A 19,112-nucleotide genomic window follows, 5' to 3' on the forward strand; every position below is an offset into this window, starting at 1 on the left:
TTGGCACTACAATTTGCAACACAATATGTAGTGTTTGATTGCTCGTAAAACCACTACAGGTATACGAAAAACCTCCCATGGGCGGTGGGAGGTTTAAAACAAAACGTATGTTCGAGATAAAAAATAATGTACTAAATATGGAGCGATTCCGTGAGCGGCCCCGCGAGCGGTCGATTTTTGAGGATTAAGGGTTTTTTTATCACTCGTGGGCGCGCGGATGCGATCGCAGTGCGCGACCTATGCGCCAGCGCGCGGATGTGAACTCAAGTACACCATGCGTATGTGCGTACGGTCAATGTGCGTATACAGCTGCGTCGTCGAGATGTCGGAATGCCCCAACAGCTCCTGCACGACACGCAAATCGGCCCCACCCTGCAGCATATGCGTCGCAAAACTGTGTCGCAGGGTGTGCGGATGCAGGCCCTCAAGCCCCACAACGCGCCCGTACTTCTCGACAATACTGTGCACCGACTGCCGAGAAATTCGTCCACCCCGTACATTTAAAAACACAGCAGACACATCAGCTTTGCGCGCAAGACTTGCCCGCCAGCCGCCCAAATACGCCTCGAGCATCGCCGCGGCAGAACCAAGCAACGGCACCACGCGCTCCTTGGAGCCCTTGCCGTAGACGCGAATAATGCTATCGGCAAGCAACACATTTTGCAGGTCAAGGCCACACAACTCCGAAACGCGCAGGCCACAGCCGTAAAGCACTTCGAGCATGCAGTGATCGCGCTGCGCAGAAGGCGTACGCGCAAAAGGCTGGTCCAGAAGGGCGCTTGCTTGTTCAGGAGAAATAACATCAGGCAGGCGGTCGGGCTTTTTTGGCAGCGGAATATCGGCTGTAGGATGCACGGAACTGAGCTGCTCAGCCACCATAAAACGATGAAATCCCTTGATGGCTGAGCAGGCGCGCTCAATGGACGAGCTTGCCAACTCAAAGCTACCCAGGAGCCTCAAATATTGCTCCACATCGGTGCGTGTGACGGCATCGGGCTCGGTAATGCCTGCGTCAACAAGATAGGTTACATAGCGCTGCAGGTCGCGATTGTATGCCTCAACCGTGTTGTGAGCACAACCACGCTCGACAGCCAAGTACGCCAAATACTCTTGTAAACAGCGCTGGATATCCATAACCCTTCCTTGTTACGCGCGATGCTCGTCTGCGCAGGCGTCGACGGCGCAGTCCACGCGCGATGCGCCCGCGGTGTGCATCCCCCTACGCGGGCTGTACCTCGCTCGCATCACAGCCCTCGTACGCTCCAATAGCAGCACGAACAAATTCTCGAAAGAGTGGCTGCGGCTTCGTCGGACGGCTCTTAAACTCAGGATGAAATTGTGACGCCACAAACCACGGATGCTCCTCAGGAGCAAGCTCGACAATCTCTACCAACCGCCCATCAGGCGAAACTCCCGAGAATACCAAGCCCTTCTCGGCAAGCTGCGCACGATACGCATTGTTCACCTCAAAACGGTGACGATGGCGCTCGTACACCACGGGCTCCTGATACGCCGCGGACGCAAGCGTGTCTTCTTGTATCTTACACGGGTATGCACCCAAACGCATAGTTGCACCCTTATCCTGTATGTCTTTTTGCTCGGGCATAATATCGATCACAGGGTCGGCACAATCGGGCGCAAATTCCGCTGAATGCGCATCGATAAGACCCAGGACGTGGCGTGCATATTCGCAGATAACCAGCTGCATACCCAGACAAATTCCCAAAAACGGAATTTTATGCTGACGCGCATAAGCGATGGCCGCAATCTTGCCTTCAACACCGCGCACGCCAAAGCCGCCAGGGACCAAAATACCATCAGCATTGCCGAGTTTGGCGGCAACATTGTCCTCGGTGATGGTTTCGCCGTCGATAAGATCGATCTGCACGTGATGGCCAAAATACACGCTTGCGTGATGCAACGCCTCGATGACCGAAAGATACGCGTCTGGCAGCTGCACATACTTGCCCACCACCGCAATGCGTACCGTCTGCGCTTTAGCATTGGACATATGCAGCAGCTGCGTAAAGGCATACCAATTTGTCATGTCGCTTTCGCGCAGCGGCAGGTCGAGCTTCTCGCACACACGCTGATCGAAGCCCTGCGCGCTGAGGTGCTCGGGCACATCATAAATGGACGCGCAGTCGGAGTTTTCGAACACGCAGTCATTGTCGACGTCGCAAAACGACGCGATTTTATTGCGGATAGCCTCGTCGACGTGGTGATCAGAGCGACAGACGATAAGATCAGGCTGAATCCCCATACTGCGTAACTCTTTGACCGAATGCTGCGTCGGCTTCGTTTTAACCTCATGTGCTGCGGCGATGTACGGCACCAAGCTCACGTGGATGACCAGCGTATTGCATGCGCCCTTATCTTTACGAAATTGGCGAATAGCTTCCACAAAGGGCTGACTTTCGATATCGCCAATCGTACCGCCGAGCTCGGTGATGACAACGTCGGCGCCCGTCTGCTCCTCGATGCGCAAAAAACGATCTTTAATGGCATCGGTGACATGGGGAATTACTTGCACGGTGCCACCCAAAAAATCGCCTGCGCGCTCGCGCATAATGAGCGACTGAAAGATGGAGCCCGTCGTAAAGTTGGAATTGCAGGTTAGATTTTCGTCGATAAAGCGCTCGTAGTGACCCAGATCAAGGTCAGTCTCGCGGCCATCCTCGGTCACGAACACTTCCCCGTGCTGGAAGGGACTCATCGTCCCTGGATCGACATTCAAATACGGGTCGGCTTTTTGCATCATAACCTTATAGCCGCGCGCTTTTAAAAGGCGCCCCAGCGCCGCAGCGGTAATACCCTTACCCAGCGACGATACAACGCCACCTGTTACAAAAATATGCTTTGTCATGATTGCCCCCGTATACGTAAAAACCGTTTCTACGGGATTTCATGATACTGCACTTTTACGGTCCGACGGCCGAGAATACCAATCTTGTGCGAAAAAAATTGTACGAAAAAATTACCGAGAAGATCAAGCGTGCACAATGACACTTAGGCGTGCTGCGAAGCAGCGTCCAGCAGCGCCTGTGCATGCTCCAACGATGCCTTGCTGGTGTCACCCGAAAGCAAACGCGCAATCTCTGCCATACGCTGCGCGCCCGTCACTTCTGTGATGTGTGTTTCTGGAACAGCGGCGTCGGTCTTATCGACCACATAATGCTTCGAAGCAAGTACGGCGATCTGTGGCAAGTGCGTCACAACAAGCACTTGGTGAGTGCGAGCAAGATCTTGCAGCACCGCCCCCAGAGACACTGCCGTACTACCACCAACACCAGCATCAATCTCGTCAAAAATCAAGGTGTCAACCGTATCGGCGCGGCCAAATACCACTTTGCACGCCAGCATGACACGGCTAATTTCGCCGCCTGAAGCGATATGCGCAAGTGACTGTGGCTTTACGCCAGACGCAGGCTTGTATAAAAATTCAAATTTTGCAGGACTTGTTTGGGTCCACTGCTGACGTGAAAGCTCCGTGTAGTCAAACTCCAATGAGGCGCTGCCCATTTGCAACCGCTGCATTTGTCGAGTAATCGCTTTGGTCAATTTTGGTGCAGCAGCGCGGCGGGCGTCGTTCAGCGCTTCTGCTGCCGCCTGCAGGGCTTGTTGCGCCTCCTGTAGTGCGCGTGTTGCTTGTGCGAGGCCATTATCGCCATCAGTTGCCGCGGCAACTATGTCGGCTGCCCACTGTCTGCGCTCAAAAACTTGCTGTATACTTGGTCCATAGCTGCGGATAAGCCCTTGCAGCTGAGACATCCTTTGATGCATGGCTTCAAGCGCGTCGGGATCAAATTCCATAGAGGTTCGGTATTCTCGCAGTTCATGGGATACATCTTCTATATCAACCAAAGAGCTTTGTAGACGATCAGCAAAAGCTTCGAGCCTCTGATCGTGGCGTGCTGCCTGCTGAAGCTCAGTGATGGCGCACGCGAGCATATCCAGTGCCTCATCGTCATCAGAAAGGCAAGAATACGCCCCGTCCACATGAGTAAAGAGTGACTCAGCATGCTGGGTAAGCATAAGTTTTGCTTGCAGCTGCTCATATTCATCCTGCTGAGGGTCAACCGCACCGATTTGCGACAACACAAACTGAGCTTCATCCAAACGGCTCTGGCTTTGATCGAGCGTTGCTTTAATCTGCTGGGCAGCTTGCGTGCAGGCTTTAACCTGTACAAAACACTGGCGATACTGCTCAAGGCACGGTTTGATCGTATCGTGCGCCCAACTATCCAATAGTTCAAGATGCGTGTGAGTCGATAAAAGCTTCTGATGCTCATGTTGACCGCATAAGTCAACACTCGTCCCAAAATCCTCAGCCAACTCGCGCACCGAGGCAAGCTGTCCATCAATATCAATACGAGAACGTCCTGTAGCAGTAATGCGTCTTCTGACGATATGACCGTCGGGATTGGCGGCCGTGTACAGGCTACCTTCAACGAGCATTTCATCGGCGTCGGCGCGTATCATCGACGTGTCGGCACGCTCACCAATAAGCATCTTTAGGGCATGTAAAAGCGCCGTTTTTCCAGAGCCCGTCTCGCCCGTAATAACCGTGAGTCCTTCGGACAATTCCAAAGAAGCCTCTTTGATAAGCGCAACATTTTGTACGTGGAGCTGGTCAATCATTGCTGAGCGGCCCTCCCATAAAAGACACGAGAAACTGAGCGATAAAAACTCGAAGGTCCACCGTCAAGCAGGATAATATCACCCTTACCACGACGTACGCAGACCTTCTCGACTAGCTTATCTTTGCTTACGAGCTGGCCGTCCACAAATGCGGAACGTGCAGCGGGACGATCCTGCGATGGCGTAATCTCTACCACATCGGAGGGACTTGTCAAAAAGGTGCGCGCCGAGATGGTATGCGCTGCAATAGGCGTGACGATCATACCCCTAAAATCGGGGTGAACAATGGGTCCACCCGCCGAAAGAGAATAGCCTGTCGAACCAGTAGCTGTTGCCACCACGACCCCATCGCCGCGCAGGGTGTCGATGTGGTTGCCCGATACGTCGATGCTAAACGCAATGATGTCACCTTCGGGACCGCGGGTTAGCGAAAGCTCGTTTAGAGCAAAATACTGGGTGGTCTCTGGAGCATCGGTTGTGGTGTCGAGCGTCTGCAATTCAATCGCAAGGGTCATACGACGCGATACATGCATCTCGCCCGCAAGTGCAGACGCAAGTGTTTTGACGATGTTGTTTGAATCGGCAGCCGTTAAAAAGCCAACATGGCCAAACGAAAGTCCTAAAAGCGGAACTTCGGCGTAACCGATAATGTTTGCCGCCCGCAATAGAGTGCCATCGCCGCCAAGAGAAACCACGAGGTCACAACTCTCAGCTGAGGTGGTGGCATGCAAAAACTTTTTCTTATCGTGAGCCCAGATGACGCCGATCGCCTCGTTCTCGAGCCATGAGGTCAGTTCCGTAGCAGCTTGCACTGCTGCAGACCTCGCATAGTTAGGAACTATGAGAACTTTCATGCACGGACTCCTTAGTGTTTTGTACCGCATCGACATCGCCTGTATGGCGTATGTGTCGTGCATTTTGCGACGTGCTTCTCGGGCGTGCTTTCTCAAGTGTAGCAGACCCGTTTTAGTCGGAACGTGCCTGCGCAATAACTCGGTCAAAGTCAAGCGTTTTGGGTGGTTTTGCCTGCAGAGCATCGATGCCCACATAGGTCGTATGCAGCAAAAACTCATGGTTTCCTTTGTGGCCCACGAGGGGACTTGCACACATATTCTGCAGAGAAAAACCTCTGTTAGAAAGTTGTAAGCTTACACGCTGCAAACAGTTAAGCCATACAGCTGGATCGTGCACCACCCCACCTGCATCCACCTGTTCTTTTGCAGCTTCGAACTGCGGTTTCACCAAGGTGATAAACTCGGCGTCGAGGCGCAAAAGTGCAGCTACAGCATCGGCGATGGTAATAATTGAGGTAAATGAAACGTCACAGACTGCCAAGTCAAAGCTGTGCACATAGCGGGCGAAGCGGGCGCCTGCGGGACGCTTGGTGTCTGCGGGATCTGCAGGGTCTGCGAGCGCAATAATGTTGGTTCTTTCGAGAAGGGTCACGCGCGGGTCATTGCGCAGTGACCAATCGAATTGCGCATAACCAACATCGACTGCCACTACATGAGCAGCACCTCGGCGTAATAAGCAATCAGTAAAACCGCCAGTAGAGCAACCAATATCAAGGCAGGAACAATCTTTTGGACTGACGGCAAAATTATCTAGAGCGGCGGCGAGCTTCTGTCCCCCACGACTCACATAGGCATCGTGAGCTCGGACATGCAACTCAAGCCCAGGGGTAACTTTTTCGGCAGCGGATGAAAAACGCCTGTTAGATGTTGATACCTTACCAGCCATGACAGCTCGTAAGGCATCATCTTTTGTTGCAAAAAAGCCACGTGCGACAAGTTCATTGTCAAGACGTACTCGTGCCATAATAGCTACGCTTCTGCAGATGTTGAATTGTTGATATCGGAGCTGGTAGCTTCCGTAGGATCAGCAGTCTTATCGTCAGGTGCATCCCCAGTGGACTTCGTCTGCTCATCGGTCTTCTCGACAGACTTATCCTCGAAGGAAGGCAACGTTTTTTCGAGATCGACAGCGGTTATCGTGTCGGGTTTATCGACCATATCGACTGCACGCGAGCCCAAGGCAATTGCCTCTTCAAACAAATCCAGCGAATGTTCCAAGGAGGTATCCTTATCGCGAACTGAGTCGACAATTTCATCGAGTCGATCGCAAATCTCGTTAAATGACTGATACGGCGAAGCGCTCACGGCTAGCACTCCTTCTCGTCGTCTGCGGGTACGGGCGCTTGCGAATCGGGCGTGTCGTTAGTGGGTGTTTGCTCGGTACTCTGCTCGTCAGGCTTCTCGTTGGTGCCAGATGCGTTGAACTTGTCGGTCTGCTTATCGAGCTGAGCGGCAGTATCGAGCTCGGTGCTCTGCTCGTCAGCATCGAGCTCACTAGTCTTCTCGACAGCAGCTACTGCCTGCTTGAACTCATCGCTGCAGAACACCTGTTGCTCAAAAATTGCCTCGGAAATGTTGCCGAGAAGAGCATTAATAAAGCCACTCGAATTGTCGGTACCATACATTTTGGCGAGCACAACCGCTTCGGCAATCGTGACGGAAGCATCGATGTCAGGAAAGTACAGAAGCTCGCAAACGCTCAGACGCAAGATGCTGCGATCGACGGAAGGCATGCGCCGCATGTCCCAGCGCTCCGAAAAGCGCTTGATGTAGTCATCAGCCTCGGTCTGGTGCGCATCAGCTGCAAGCGCAAGCTCGGAGGCAAAGGGCTCCAGCGGTCCGTCGGACAACGCATAGTCGCCTCCCGTAAGTACATCAGAGACACTTCGACCAGTTGCCTCGGCCTGAAACAACAACTGCATCGCTTGGGCGCGCGCTAGTCTTCGACCATGAATTGGGGCGCTGCTCACAAACTACTCCTTGGGAAAGACAAGACTGTCGATACAAACGTTGACGGCAGAAACCTCAACACCGACCTGCTCGGCAATGGCATCCGCTGCTGCAAGACGCACCTGCTCAGCGAGCTTCGTGAAAGTGTAGCCAAAAAAGACGGCCAGGTGCACGGTAATGACGAGGCCCTTCTCGTCCACGTCACTCTCGACCGCACGCGTCGGCGTGAGCGCCTTGGCGGTCAATACCGAAATAAGATTCGAAGCAATATCGTTGCCGCCCACGCGAGCAACACCCTCGACCTTGTTGACGGCCTCGCTCACGATGGTACTTATGACGTTTTTTGAAATTCCAATACCCGAAATCAAAATTTCAGTTTGCTCCATACAGCATTTCTCCTTTAGAGGACTTTAGCGGACGTGCGTCGGATGCGCTTACGTTAGCGCTTTGCGAGCGCACGATGGATGTACTTAGAGGCGCTGTACAAACTTGCCGGTACGCGTATCAACTTTAACATGCTCACCCTGATTGAGGTACATGGGAACCTGAATAGTCGCGCCCGTCTCGATAACAGCAGGCTTGGTGCCACCCTGTACGGTGTCGCCCTTAAAACCAGGATCGGTTTGCGTAACCTCAACCTCGATGAACATGGGCGGGTTTACACCCAAAAGCTCGGTGTCAGCATACAAAAGCTGACAGATGTCGTTCTCTTTAAGCCACTTGGAGTTATCACCAATGTACTCGTCCGAAACGGCAATCTGATCGTAGGTCTCGACATCCATGAAATTGTAGGCGTCGCCGTCGTTGTACAGATACTGCATCTCTTTCGTGATGAGCTGCACGTTTTCGAACTTTGTACCCGCATTGCAGGTTTGGTCAATCGTGCGACCGTCGCGCAAATCCTTGAGTTTGTAGCGGACAAACGCGCCGCCCTTGCCAGGTTTGACGTGCTGGAACTCAACAATGGTGTAATATCTATTGTCAATCTTTAGACCCATGCCATTTTTAAAATCGGCTGTGCTAATTGTTGCCACAAGAAACCTACTTTCTCATATGTTTTATATACCGTTAGAGTATAGCGTTTACGACAAAAAGCCGCGAGGTAGGCAGCGAGCTTAACAGGGTAAGCACACGAGCTCGTGTGGAGACGCCGTAAAGCAGTCATAACCTGCCTGTGTGACGACACCACAGTCTTCAATGCGAACGCCAAATTTACCAGGCAGATAAATACCTGGCTCGATGGTCACCACAGAGCCCTCAGGAATGAGCTGCGCGTAGCTGCGGTTGAATCCTGGCTGCTCATGAATCTCCAGGCCAACGCCATGACCAAGGCCGTGACCAAAATACTCACCGTAACCAGCATCACTAATCACCTTAACGGCAATGTTGTGAATATCTTTGCCGATAACCCCTGGCTTGACGGCTGCAGCTGCGGTCTCGTTCGCGAGGCGCACGATATCGTACACCTTTTTTTGCTCCGCTGAAGGCGTACCCACACAGACCGTACGCGTCATATCTGCATGATAATCGCGGTAGCCCGCGCCATAGTCCATGACGAGAAAATCGCCCTCTTGAATCTTATAATTGCCTGGCAGCGCGTGTGGGTTAGCGCCATTGGGGCCGCCAGCAATAATCGTGTCAAACGAAAGGGTATCCGCACCATGGGTCAACATGTAATTATCAAGCTCAACGCGGATATCCTGCTCGGTCATACCTGGCTTAATAAAGGTGCAGATGTACTCAAAGGCCTCGTCGGTAATCTCCTGCGCGCGACGCAGCAAGACCAGTTCCTCATCATCTTTAACGATGCGAAGCGTTGCGATGTCACCATGCAAGCGAGGAAGCATACAGGCGTTACCGCGCTGGTGAATCTCGTGCTGCAAATCATCATAAAACGAGAGCTCAACCGTGTCTTCAACGGCAACCACACGACTACAGGTTTGCGCAATGCGATCGGCCGTCCACGCTGCAGGATCGATAAAGTCCATGTCGATCTTCCAGATGGTATCTTGTCCCAGACGCGTCATAAAGGTGTTGTAGTAGCGCGAGTCCGTATGCAGCCACTGATCAGTGGCAGTGATAAACGCCGTATGCGCAATCTCAAAATCAAAGGTACGCTCAGAGCCCGTCAGCCAACGAAGGTCAGGATTGTTGCGCAAAACAACCGCATCGTAGCCCTTCTCAGCCATGCGCTGACGAAGGCGCGCAAGACGGGTTGCCCCTACCTGTGTTTGAGATGCTTGCATTTGTGACATAATCGAATCCTTTCTCGTTATACGTTCTTACTCGTTTACGTTCTACTCGTTTCTCGTTCTTACTCGATATGCGTTCTTACTCGTTTACGTTCGATGCTGCTTGCAGCAGCTGCTTGCGAGAAGCGCACCACGCTTGCAAATGCTCCTGTAGAAGCTCATCAGGCACCGCGGTGTAGCGCACGCGCCCTTCGGCTAACGGCAATGGCAACACAAAGCGATTGGCGCGAGCAAAACTGACCCGCTTCAAAGCGCCAATAAGCTCATCTGCCGAAATGTCGCAGGCGATCTGACCAATCCCCAAAGTTTGCAACGCTGCATCTTGCCCATAAACCAAATCAATGTCGCCCTCGCCAAGCCCAACCGCCAAACGCGCGCTAATGCGCAAGCCCTCCGCGCGCTTCAGTGCCCGAGGAACACCCTCGAACAACTGGTCAAATGCCAGCTCAAAAAGCATGCCATACGTATTGGCTTGCCGCACAGCAACGGAGCTCGATGCCTCAATATACCCGCGAGACTTAATTGTATCAACCAACTGATCAAGAAGCGTCTCCTGATCGTGACTCGCAATGGCATCCACACGCTCGGCAAGACGAGAAAACCCGTCGCTATTATCGCACAGCGCCGTCGACACCATGTAGACAAGCGCTGTTTGATACTGCTCACCCTGTGTCAGATTGAGGTAGTTCACATCGCAAAAAGCCATGCGCGGGCGCGCGTTTGTGCTTATAAGCGCAGGCATCGCACTCGATGCGCCCGATGCACCCGACCAAGACGCCGCAGCGGATGCCGATAAGGGCGCGGGTGTTGTAATACCTTCAATTGCTGCAAGCATACTCGTTGGGACAAACACGTATTCCGTCCCCGCACACCAGCTGTTACTCACATAGGATGCAATGCTCGCGAGTTTCTCGGCACCTGCAAAAACAAGGACATCATCTGCGGTAATGTGCTCATCGCTTAAAAAGCGCATGATTTCGCAGGCGGTATCCAGCGTGGGTGGTGCGTCGGAAATGTCAGGTGCAAGACGCGCTTCCGCACAACGAAAGCCCGCATCAGCAATTTGACGACGCAGCTCTTCGGCCAAATCGTCGGACACATTCGCGCTGCAGATAAGAGCTGCGCGCTTGGTAACGCCCACCAAAAGACGCATCTCTCGACCCATGTTGTAGAGCGCGTCGACACCTATACGCAGGTCACAGGATGCTTCGGGCAACATAATCGACTGACGCACGGGCTCAGCATACGCCATAGGCGCAACGGCGGGCGCGACGGGCGCTGTGGATGTAGCGTTTTGCGAGACGCCGTTTTGTGTCTCAGCGTTTTGCGTCATAGCAAGCCCTTCTCCCACAAAAGCTGCGCCGTTGCTTGCGCGACCTCATCAAACGTTTTATGCGTGATGCAAACCGAAAAATCCGCTAGTTTTTGATACAGGGGGCGTCTGTGCTCGTACAGAAGCTCGATATTCTCAACCAGATCAAAATCGGGACGACGATCGAGGCGCTGAATTTGCTTGAGCGAATCAGAAAGTCGCCCATCCAAAAACACCACGCTGCCCATCTTGCGCATGAGCGAACAATTCTTTTGACTCTCGACAATACCACTGCCGCAGCTAACAAGCAGACTTTTTTTGGCAAGAAGGCTTTCCAACGCGCGGGTCTCGGCCTCATACATGGCTTGAGGCCCTCCCTTATCGTAGATTTGCACCAGGGTACAGCGGTTCATACGCTCGACAATACGATCGGTATCGACATAGGGACGGCCAAACAAGCGGCCAATATTGCGCGCCACCGTTGACTTGCCAGCACCAAGAAAGCCCACAAAAAAGATATGGTCACATCCTTTGTGTACGACATATCCAGGCGCCTTCATACAACACTACTTCCCTATCAACCTACGATACCGCGAGTTGGCGAGAAGATCGCGCGCTTGCAACAACTTGCCGACAAACGCAAGCCTTTCGACAACTCAAGACACTTCATTTTACCATCACGTATGATGGCCTCGACGCCTTGCACACAAAGCTGCTACAAGCTGGGTGCTAAGCACAGAATACCAACAAACGAACAGCTAAGCCACGGTACAAATGCAAAGGTTTTTTGTCTTGTTACATACCCATAGGTTGCCGCCGCAAACGAAGCAAGCAGAAGCCCCATAAACACAGAACGCCCCAGCAAAACCGACCATGCCGCCACAAATTTTATGTCGCCCATGCCAAAACCAGCACGGCCTGTACGAGCGCGCCAGTACCACTCAGCAATACTTGCCACACACACTATCGTTACCGAGAAGACCAACGGGCCAAGCAACTGCATCCATGGCGCAGGTAACATCCATGGCGCTGGCTCTGACGCAGACGACATCCATGGCGCAGATGTCGACTCACCAGTCACCAGATACAACCTATAACAGCAGCCCAACATGAAAACTGCCGCTGAAGCCATATTAGAAATTGTTCGCGTACGAAGATCTTGCCACGAAGCGTGTATCGATATGAGCACTACCCCTGCAAACAGCAACGCTGCTACGGGATCGCTGGGCAGCAGCGTGGGCACGGGATCACTAAACATGAGGGCTGCTGCAGAATCGCTAAACACCATCCATACTAAACACCACCTACTCTTCTGGAGATGCTTCTCCTTCAGGAGACGTTTCTCCTTCAAAATGAACAGATCGTAGAATCCTATGTTCTACTATTCGGAAGAGTTTGGTATAGAACAGATCGGTAACCGAAAGTGGTCTAACAAGAATTGTCGAAATCCCCGAAAGCTTGCCTGCAACGACATCGGTAAATACCTGATCACCGATAAGTACCACTTCGTTTTTTGCAACCCCCACATGGTGCATGGCTTTATGCAAAGCCCACGGCGCGGGCTTCATCGCATGGTCAATTTTATGCACTCCAAGCAACTGCGCGGTATGGGCCACATCGCGACTAAAGAAGTTGTTGGAGACAAGACAGATGGAAAAACCCGCTGCCTGAGCTTTACGTATCCACGCCAAAATATCATCAGGCACCTGCTTGGTTTTGCGAGACACGCAGGTATTATCGCGATCGAGCAACAGGCAGCGAATACCTGCGTCCCACAAGGCGTCTAGGTCAATAAGGCTGACACGCGCTATATAAGCATCTGCTGTGAATAGTTTCATGACACGTTTTTCGTCGAGCGGGTGAGCGTTGAAGTGCCTGAGCTGCACTTAGCTTTGGCAGCGTTGTGCTGGCAGCGCGCGCTGTACTGGTGGAGCGGGCATTGCACTTAGCGTTGAGCTGGCTGCGCGGCCTTGGCCTCGGCAATCGCCTGTTTGTGCTCCTCAAGCGTCTTCGAGAAAGCATGCTTCGAGTAGCCTTTCTTCTCGATAATAAAGAAGTAATAGTAGTCGGTCGAAGCGGGATTAAATGCCGCCTTCAGCGAGGCAATACTCGGCGCGCAAGTGGGCGTGGGTGTGAGGCCTTTGTGCAGGTAGGTGTTGTAAGGACTGTCCTTTTTAAGGTCCGCGGGCGTAACCTCGCGCTTGACGACATAGCTCATCGTAGCATCGCTCTGCAAGAACATGTCCTTCTTAAGACGATTATAAAAGACGGACGCAACAAGCGGACGATCCTCGTCGGTCACCGCCTCGCGCTCAATGATCGAGGCCATCGTCAGTAGCTGATAGTTGGTCAACGTCACGCCGTACGTCTTTTGAATATGTGCACGAGCAGCATCAAAATTCAGCTCAGAGTACTCTTTTTGGTATTGCGATAACATGGCACGAATCACCAGGTCAGCAGTGACTTTTTTATCACTAAAGTCGTAGGTTTTGGGGCACAAAAACCCTTCCAGCGAATCTGTACCACTAGGCACATCCTTCAAAAAGGCAAAGTCTCCCGCGTAGTTTGACAGCTTCGCCTGGGCGAGAAAATCTTTCTGTGGGATCCCGAGGGTCTTCTCGACAAGCGCAGCGGTCTTCTCGACCGTCAAACCTTCGGGGACAGTGAGCTTATTGTTGTTGGTATTGGGACCTTGGACCAGCTGGCGGATAATATCGGCAATGGGTGTTCCACCAGCAAATTCGTAGGTGCCCGGCTTGATGGAGCTTTGGGCCTTTTGGTTTTCGAGCTCAGCAAAAAAGTTTTTGGTGCTATCGATAAGACCAGTGTCGTAGAGCTGTTTTGCCACGTTTTTGGCGGAAGCTCCCGCCTTGATGGTAATCGTCGCTTTTTGACCCTGCGCAAGCTGGGTGTGAGCAGGCGCCCCGAAGAAGAAATGCTTGATCGAAAAACCTGCGCCGACAATCACCGTAAGCGCTATGGTAAGTATGATAAGTGTGCGTATGAGCTGGACTTTTGCATCGACAGAGGCAACGGAGCTTTTTGTTGCAGCTTGACGCGCGGATTTAAATGACTGCATCTGCGAGATTTGCTGCAGAGGCTGTGCTGGCTGCGGACTCTGAACGCCGTGTGCCCGTGGCGTATGCTGCGTCCGCGTCGTTTGTTGCGACGAAGCCGAGGCAGAGGCTGAAGCGAGAGCGTCAGGCGTAGAAAAACGACGGGCATGACGAGGTGCTGACTCTTTGTCTTGGGCCATAAACTACTCCTTGGTGGTTGGCTCAGCGGCTGTGCGCTCAGCTGCGGACTCAGCAGTTGCGGGCGCGGGGGCGAACTCAGTCGTGGTCGCGTCCGTGGATTCGTGCGAGGCATGCGCTTGGCTATCAAGCCATGCCTGCAAAAATAAGCCGGCAGCAATCATATCAACTTTTCCACGCATGGTTTTATCGGAAAACCCTTGTTCACGCAATACACGCTTTGCCTCGACCGATGACAGTCGCTCATCCGAAAATACCAGCGGAAGCCCGCAGGTCGCAGCAATGTTTTGCGCGCATTCGCGCACACGTGCTGCCTGTGGGCCATCCTCACCCGAAAGTGTTTTGGGCAAACCGCATACCAAAAGCCCAGGCTCAAAATCTTCAAGCACACGACGAAACGAGCGCGCACATGAGCGTACTTCCGCTGCTGGAAGCACTTTTACAGGGCTTGCAATTCGCATTGAGGCATCAGAGATAGCAATGCCAACACGAACTTCTCCAATATCAAGCGCCATTACTCGCATGAGGCATCAGCATCTATTCGCATACGTGCCATACGCCATGTGCAACTACTTCGTGAGCATGTCGCGAGCAAGCGCCAAAGCGTCATCAATGCCCGCCACATTTTTGCCGCCAGCTTGCGCCATGTTTGGCCTGCCGCCACCGCGGCCGTCGACCTTCTGCGCCACAGCGCGCACGATATCCCCTGCTGCAAAACCTGCTTTGACGCAGTCGTCCGTTGCAGCAGCCAAAAGAGCAACCGTGCCCTCGGGCGTCGCAGAAGCAAGTACGCAAGCGATAGGTGCTTGACCAGCAGAATTGCGAATGCCATCCCAGACGTTACGCAGCTCTTTAGCGGAAATACCCTCGAGCTTCGCAACCGCACAGCGATAAGCACCCGTGTCGATTGCCTGCGATAAGACCGTGCCTACCACATCGGAGGCAGCTCCACTCATCAGCGCCCCAATACGCTGATGCGCGCTATGTACTTCCTGCTGCAGCATCGCGATGCGTGTGGTGATCTCGGAAGGCTGACACTTCAGAGCTGCGGCGATTTCACCAAGCTCCTCGAGTCGCTCGTCCACGTACTCGACGGCACCTGCCGAGGTCACCGCCTCAATACGACGAGTATTCGAGCCGATCGACGACTCGGAAATAATCTTGAAGAGGCCAATCTCGGAGGTGTTGCGCACATGCGTGCCACCGCAGAGTTCGCGCGAGAAGGGCACGTCAGCCTCGTCGGTCGAGACCACGCGCACGACATCCTCGTACTTCTCGCCAAATAGCGCAATCGCGCCTGTATTTTTGGCCTCGTTGTAGCTCATGATCTTGGTAACAACCTTGTGAGCTGCGATAATTTCGGCGTTGACCATGCCCTCAATGCGGGCAATCTGATCGGGCGTCAACGCCTCAAAGTGAGTAAAGTCAAAGCGCAAACGATCAGGAGCGACAAGCGAACCCGCCTGGCTTACGTGATCGCCCAACACCTTAATAAGCGTTGCGTCGAGCAGATGCGTCGCGGTGTGATTGCGGCGGATAAGTTCACGGCGACCCAGATCAATACGTGCTTCTACCTGTGTTCCTACGCCAACGGTACCCTCGCGCACCACACCAATATGGGCGATAAGACCGTCGCCTCTATTCTTGGTATCGATGACATCCATGCAAAATGCGGGGCCCACAATTTTGCCCGTGTCGCCAATCTGACCGCCCTTCTCGGCATAAAACGGCGTTCTGTCAAGCACCAGCTCGAGCTCGGTACCTGCGCCAGCAGAATCAATGCGCTCGCCATTGACGACCAACGCCATGACGTGTGCATCGTTGATGACATTGTGCTCGTAGCCCTCAAAGACACAACGCTCGAGCTCGTCGGATAGTGCAACCCAAATGTTGTTGGCTTTGCCCCAAGCATCGTGATGTGCCGTCTTGCGAGCGAGCTCGCGTTGCTCTTCCATCTTTTGCTTAAAGGTATCCATGTCGACCTCGTGACCCGCTTCCAGAGCAATTTCGCAGGTCAGGTCAATGGGGAACCCGTAGGTGTCATGTAATTTAAAGGCAACGTCACCAGGAAGGGTTTGCTTGACGCTGAGTTTAGCGAGCTCGGCTTGGAGGTTCTTCTCGCCCGCATCGAGCGTGGCCGAGAAACGCTGCTCTTCGGCGGTGATAATACCGTCGATAAGTGCTTGGTTGTCAACAAGTGCGGTGTACACATCGCCCAGTAGACGCTTGACCTCGTGGAAGTAGGTCGTCAAAAATTTGTCGGTGATGCCCAACAAACGGCCGTGATACACGGCGCGACGAAGCAGGCGGCGCAATACATAGCCTCGTCCTTCGTTGGAGGGCAAAATGCCGTCGCCGATCATGAAGGAAACGGCGCGGGAGTGGTCCGCCAAAATGCGCAGGCTCTTATCAACAGCAGGATCCTGCTGGTAGACCACGCAAGCGAGCTTTTCGCCTACACCAATGAGACTACGTAGAACGTCGCCCTCGTAGTTCGATCCTTTGTGCTGCATGATAGCCGCAATACGCTCCAGACCCATGCCCGTATCGATGTTGCGATGCGGCAAGTCGGGCATCGAGCCGTCCTCCTGGCGATCGTACTGCGTAAAGACGAGGTTCCAGAACTCAAGATAGCGGTCGCCATCATCGCCGGGCTTCTCGCCATCAAACTCGGGACCCTGGTCAAAGTAGATCTCGGAGCACGGACCGCAGGGGCCAGTGGGGCCAGCTGCCCAGAAGTTGTCCTCTTCCCCGAGGCGCGAGATGTGGTCGTAGGCAATGCCCTGGTCATGCCACAGCTCAATGGCCTCGTCGTCATCCTCATAGACCGTCATGTAGAGGCGGTCCTTGGGAAGACCCAGGTATTGTGGGCTGGTGATAAATTCGTAGGCCCAAGCAATTGCGTCTCCTTTGGTGTAGCCACCGAAGGAGAAGTTGCCGAGCATCTCGAAGAAGGAAAGGTGACGCGCATCGCCAATATTCTCGATATCGTTGGTACGCAGGCACTTTTGACAAGAGGTCGCGCCGATTTCGCGCATTGTCTTGGTGCCCTGGTAATACTCCTTAAACTGGTTCATGCCCGCGTTGGCAAGGAGCAAAGATGGGTCGTCCGGGATGAGCGATGAGCTTGGATACAGCTTGCAGCCCTTCGATTCAAAAAAACGTAAAAACTGCTCGCGGATCTCGGCAGTTGTCATTGTTTTATACTCAGACGTTGTCATAGTGCTCCTCAGTGCTTGTATGCTTATCAGTTTCGTTTGTATCGTGTGCAGGACGCTTTACTCGCGTCACGTGGTGCACGCCCACCTTGAAGAATGGCTCCGTACGCTGCTCATTGTACTTGCGCACAACATCGGCGATCGTCGGAAGCATGTCCTCGGGGGGTGCTTCGGGGGTAACCTCAAGATTCTCGACTCGTGGAACAAGACGCGAATGCTCGAAGAAATTATCGTCATCCAAGGCATCAAACGATGGCAGAATTGCGCCCGTTGCATCGTGAAATGGCGTGGACTTAAACAGTGCACCATTATACGAAACTAACTGGCGATGTGTGCGCCGCTCGAAGCCATAAACAAAAATACCTTTAATAGCTGCCGATAAGGGTATGGCCAAAATCATACCCAGCACGCCACCCAAAGCATTACCAATCATGATGGCAGTCAGCGACATAATGGGGTGCACCTTGACGGACGACTGCATGACCAGCGGCGATACCAGGTTGTCAGTAAGATTTTGCGCAACAAATGAGGCCAACAGAGAAAATCCAGCAAGGTGGTAGTTTGTAAAGAGGGCCAGCAAGGCTGCCAAAGACGCACCAATCCACGGACCAATAACGGGAATGAAGTGCAACACTCCCACCGTGATGCCCATAAGTCCCGCATAGGGGTGGCCAATAAAGGTGAATCCAAGGTAGCTCAAAAGGCCGCCAAAGAACGCCGTGATGACGATGCCGCGCATGTAGCCGCCCATAGCACGACTCATAACAGCAAAGAACATCGTCATGCTTTCTTGGTGGCGAGGACCTGCCAAAACAGAGAGCTCGTGCACGATGGTTGGATAGTCTTTGGCAAACCAATACGCAGCAACCAGACCTAAAAACATGATAAAGATATCGGTCAAGGTTCCCACAATATTCGTGACAATGCCGCCCGACAAACGACCCGCAAGCTCGCTTGCCGAATTCGAAAGCACGTTCGAAAACGAATTGACGCTCTGTGAAATAATGACTTGCACGTCGGTGCCAGCAATCGTTTGATGCTGGTTCATAAAGGAGTGAAACATCCCCTGCAAGGTGTACAAATAGCGCGGCATCGCACGCAGCAGGTTGAGAATTTCTTCTATAAATGGTGGCAACAGCAGCGTAAGGACAAATATGATCACTCCGAGCACTAAACCAAGCGACACAAAGGCTGCTAGACCGCGCGGAACCTTATGGTCTTCGAGCCAGTTCGTAACAGGGCTGCAGATAAAACCAATGATGCCGCCCCACAACAAGAGCTGCACGGCAGGCCAAAGCTTACTGAGTATCATGAAAGCCACAAACAAAAGCACGAGTGCGCCAATGATCGTCCAAATTCGTATACCCACGCGCTGGACACGCAGGTGACGATTCGCCTGTGCAGCGGCGCTATCGCTGCTTGGGCTAGCGTTGTTTGCGCTTGCGGGTGTGGCGTTGGCGCCGTTTTGACTCGCGGCGCTTGCGTTTTGGCTCGCGGCGTTTGAACTCTTCACCCGCGCGTCTGTGCTCTTGGTTGTTGTGCTCACCAGTCACCCTTCTTTTTTCGTTCTGGTTCGTGTGTTGCTTGTGGCTTGCTCTTCTCGTCAGGTCGGTCTTCTCGGTAGCGGAAGC

At 53.1% G+C, this 19,112-nt stretch carries 18 protein-coding genes; all 18 read right to left on the reverse strand.

Features of this window, described 5'->3' with window-relative positions; genetic code table 11:
• Positions 1 to 237: 237 nt before the first annotated feature.
• Positions 238 to 1,134 carry a site-specific tyrosine recombinase gene (locus tag HMPREF3192_RS03335; RefSeq protein WP_066305331.1) on the reverse strand — a complete coding sequence of 299 codons (897 nt, stop codon included), beginning with the start codon at positions 1,132 to 1,134 and terminating at the stop codon, positions 238 to 240.
• Between the two features lie 85 nt (positions 1,135 to 1,219).
• On the reverse strand, positions 1,220 to 2,866 hold the full coding sequence (locus HMPREF3192_RS03340; protein ID WP_066305333.1) for a CTP synthase: 1,647 nt from the start codon (positions 2,864 to 2,866) through the stop codon (positions 1,220 to 1,222).
• Positions 2,867 to 3,009: 143 nt separating this feature from the next.
• Positions 3,010 to 4,641, reverse strand: coding sequence for a DNA repair protein RecN (locus HMPREF3192_RS03345; RefSeq protein WP_066305335.1), 1,632 nt, complete (start codon positions 4,639 to 4,641; stop codon positions 3,010 to 3,012).
• Entirely contained in the window at positions 4,638 to 5,495 is an 858-nt protein-coding gene (locus HMPREF3192_RS03350) for an NAD(+)/NADH kinase (RefSeq protein ID WP_066305338.1), read from the reverse strand. The genes HMPREF3192_RS03345 and HMPREF3192_RS03350 overlap by 4 nt, the downstream gene beginning before the upstream one ends.
• A 112-nt stretch (positions 5,496 to 5,607) precedes the next feature.
• Complete coding sequence (locus HMPREF3192_RS03355) at positions 5,608 to 6,459, reverse strand: TlyA family RNA methyltransferase (RefSeq protein WP_066305340.1); 852 nt, start codon at positions 6,457 to 6,459, stop codon at positions 5,608 to 5,610.
• 5 nt (positions 6,460 to 6,464) lie between these two features.
• Positions 6,465 to 6,800, reverse strand: coding sequence for an exodeoxyribonuclease VII small subunit (locus HMPREF3192_RS03360; RefSeq protein ID WP_082715614.1), 336 nt, complete (start codon positions 6,798 to 6,800; stop codon positions 6,465 to 6,467).
• 2 nt (positions 6,801 to 6,802) lie between these two features.
• Positions 6,803 to 7,465: a transcription antitermination factor NusB gene (nusB, locus tag HMPREF3192_RS03365; protein ID WP_231723348.1), complete on the reverse strand. Its 663-nt coding sequence runs from the start codon at positions 7,463 to 7,465 to the stop codon at positions 6,803 to 6,805.
• A 3-nt stretch (positions 7,466 to 7,468) separates the two neighbouring features.
• Positions 7,469 to 7,831 (reverse strand): Asp23/Gls24 family envelope stress response protein, encoded by a 363-nt coding sequence (locus tag HMPREF3192_RS03370; RefSeq protein WP_066305343.1) that lies wholly within the window; start codon positions 7,829 to 7,831, stop codon positions 7,469 to 7,471.
• A gap of 84 nt (positions 7,832 to 7,915) precedes the next feature.
• The gene (gene efp / locus HMPREF3192_RS03375; protein ID WP_066305344.1) at positions 7,916 to 8,479 is read right to left on the reverse strand and encodes an elongation factor P; all 564 of its coding nucleotides are present in this window, start codon (positions 8,477 to 8,479) and stop codon (positions 7,916 to 7,918) included.
• An 81-nt stretch (positions 8,480 to 8,560) separates the two neighbouring features.
• Positions 8,561 to 9,700, reverse strand: coding sequence for a M24 family metallopeptidase (locus HMPREF3192_RS03380; protein WP_082715615.1), 1,140 nt, complete (start codon positions 9,698 to 9,700; stop codon positions 8,561 to 8,563).
• A gap of 76 nt (positions 9,701 to 9,776) precedes the next feature.
• A complete protein-coding gene (locus tag HMPREF3192_RS03385) occupies positions 9,777 to 11,030 on the reverse strand; it encodes a dehydroquinate synthase/iron-containing alcohol dehydrogenase family protein (protein WP_066305346.1) in 1,254 nt (417 codons plus the stop codon).
• On the reverse strand, positions 11,027 to 11,569 hold the full coding sequence (locus HMPREF3192_RS03390) for a shikimate kinase (protein WP_066305348.1): 543 nt from the start codon (positions 11,567 to 11,569) through the stop codon (positions 11,027 to 11,029). Before HMPREF3192_RS03390 ends, HMPREF3192_RS03385 begins: the two co-directional genes overlap by 4 nt.
• Before the next feature lie 155 nt (positions 11,570 to 11,724).
• A complete protein-coding gene (locus HMPREF3192_RS03395; RefSeq protein WP_066305351.1) occupies positions 11,725 to 12,297 on the reverse strand; it encodes a prepilin peptidase in 573 nt (190 codons plus the stop codon).
• Between the two features lie 16 nt (positions 12,298 to 12,313).
• On the reverse strand, positions 12,314 to 12,847 hold the full coding sequence (locus HMPREF3192_RS03400; RefSeq protein ID WP_066305353.1) for a YqeG family HAD IIIA-type phosphatase: 534 nt from the start codon (positions 12,845 to 12,847) through the stop codon (positions 12,314 to 12,316).
• Positions 12,848 to 12,954: 107 nt separating this feature from the next.
• The gene (gene mltG / locus HMPREF3192_RS03405) at positions 12,955 to 14,265 is read right to left on the reverse strand and encodes an endolytic transglycosylase MltG (protein WP_066305355.1); all 1,311 of its coding nucleotides are present in this window, start codon (positions 14,263 to 14,265) and stop codon (positions 12,955 to 12,957) included.
• A gap of 3 nt (positions 14,266 to 14,268) precedes the next feature.
• Positions 14,269 to 14,787 (reverse strand): Holliday junction resolvase RuvX, encoded by a 519-nt coding sequence (gene ruvX / locus HMPREF3192_RS03410; protein WP_082715616.1) that lies wholly within the window; start codon positions 14,785 to 14,787, stop codon positions 14,269 to 14,271.
• A 45-nt stretch (positions 14,788 to 14,832) separates the two neighbouring features.
• Positions 14,833 to 17,484 (reverse strand): alanine--tRNA ligase, encoded by a 2,652-nt coding sequence (gene alaS / locus HMPREF3192_RS03415; RefSeq protein WP_066305357.1) that lies wholly within the window; start codon positions 17,482 to 17,484, stop codon positions 14,833 to 14,835.
• The gene (locus tag HMPREF3192_RS03420; protein ID WP_231723349.1) at positions 17,471 to 19,027 is read right to left on the reverse strand and encodes an AI-2E family transporter; all 1,557 of its coding nucleotides are present in this window, start codon (positions 19,025 to 19,027) and stop codon (positions 17,471 to 17,473) included. The genes alaS and HMPREF3192_RS03420 overlap by 14 nt, the downstream gene beginning before the upstream one ends.
• Between the last annotated feature and the right edge of the window lie 85 nt (positions 19,028 to 19,112).

Origin of the sequence: Atopobium deltae, from assembly GCF_001552785.1 — a bacterium.
Classification (GTDB): domain Bacteria; phylum Actinomycetota; class Coriobacteriia; order Coriobacteriales; family Atopobiaceae; genus Atopobium; species Atopobium deltae.

What these genes read in the sequence shown, in the direction of transcription:
- HMPREF3192_RS03335 (WP_066305331.1), bottom strand. Translation starts at nt 1,134, where the DNA reads ATGGATATCCAGCGCTGTTTACAAGAGTATTTGGCGTACTTGGCTGTC.
- HMPREF3192_RS03340 (WP_066305333.1), bottom strand. Translation starts at nt 2,866, where the DNA reads ATGACAAAGCATATTTTTGTAACAGGTGGCGTTGTATCGTCGCTGGGT.
- HMPREF3192_RS03345 (WP_066305335.1), bottom strand. Translation starts at nt 4,641, where the DNA reads ATGATTGACCAGCTCCACGTACAAAATGTTGCGCTTATCAAAGAGGCT.
- HMPREF3192_RS03350 (WP_066305338.1), bottom strand. Translation starts at nt 5,495, where the DNA reads ATGAAAGTTCTCATAGTTCCTAACTATGCGAGGTCTGCAGCAGTGCAA.
- HMPREF3192_RS03355 (WP_066305340.1), bottom strand. Translation starts at nt 6,459, where the DNA reads ATGGCACGAGTACGTCTTGACAATGAACTTGTCGCACGTGGCTTTTTT.
- HMPREF3192_RS03370 (WP_066305343.1), bottom strand. Translation starts at nt 7,831, where the DNA reads ATGGAGCAAACTGAAATTTTGATTTCGGGTATTGGAATTTCAAAAAAC.
- HMPREF3192_RS03380 (WP_082715615.1), bottom strand. Translation starts at nt 9,700, where the DNA reads ATGTCACAAATGCAAGCATCTCAAACACAGGTAGGGGCAACCCGTCTT.
- HMPREF3192_RS03385 (WP_066305346.1), bottom strand. Translation starts at nt 11,030, where the DNA reads ATGACGCAAAACGCTGAGACACAAAACGGCGTCTCGCAAAACGCTACA.
- HMPREF3192_RS03390 (WP_066305348.1), bottom strand. Translation starts at nt 11,569, where the DNA reads ATGAAGGCGCCTGGATATGTCGTACACAAAGGATGTGACCATATCTTT.
- HMPREF3192_RS03395 (WP_066305351.1), bottom strand. Translation starts at nt 12,297, where the DNA reads ATGGTGTTTAGCGATTCTGCAGCAGCCCTCATGTTTAGTGATCCCGTG.
- HMPREF3192_RS03400 (WP_066305353.1), bottom strand. Translation starts at nt 12,847, where the DNA reads ATGAAACTATTCACAGCAGATGCTTATATAGCGCGTGTCAGCCTTATT.
- mltG (WP_066305355.1), bottom strand. Translation starts at nt 14,265, where the DNA reads ATGGCCCAAGACAAAGAGTCAGCACCTCGTCATGCCCGTCGTTTTTCT.
- ruvX (WP_082715616.1), bottom strand. Translation starts at nt 14,787, where the DNA reads ATGCGAGTAATGGCGCTTGATATTGGAGAAGTTCGTGTTGGCATTGCT.
- alaS (WP_066305357.1), bottom strand. Translation starts at nt 17,484, where the DNA reads ATGACAACGTCTGAGTATAAAACAATGACAACTGCCGAGATCCGCGAG.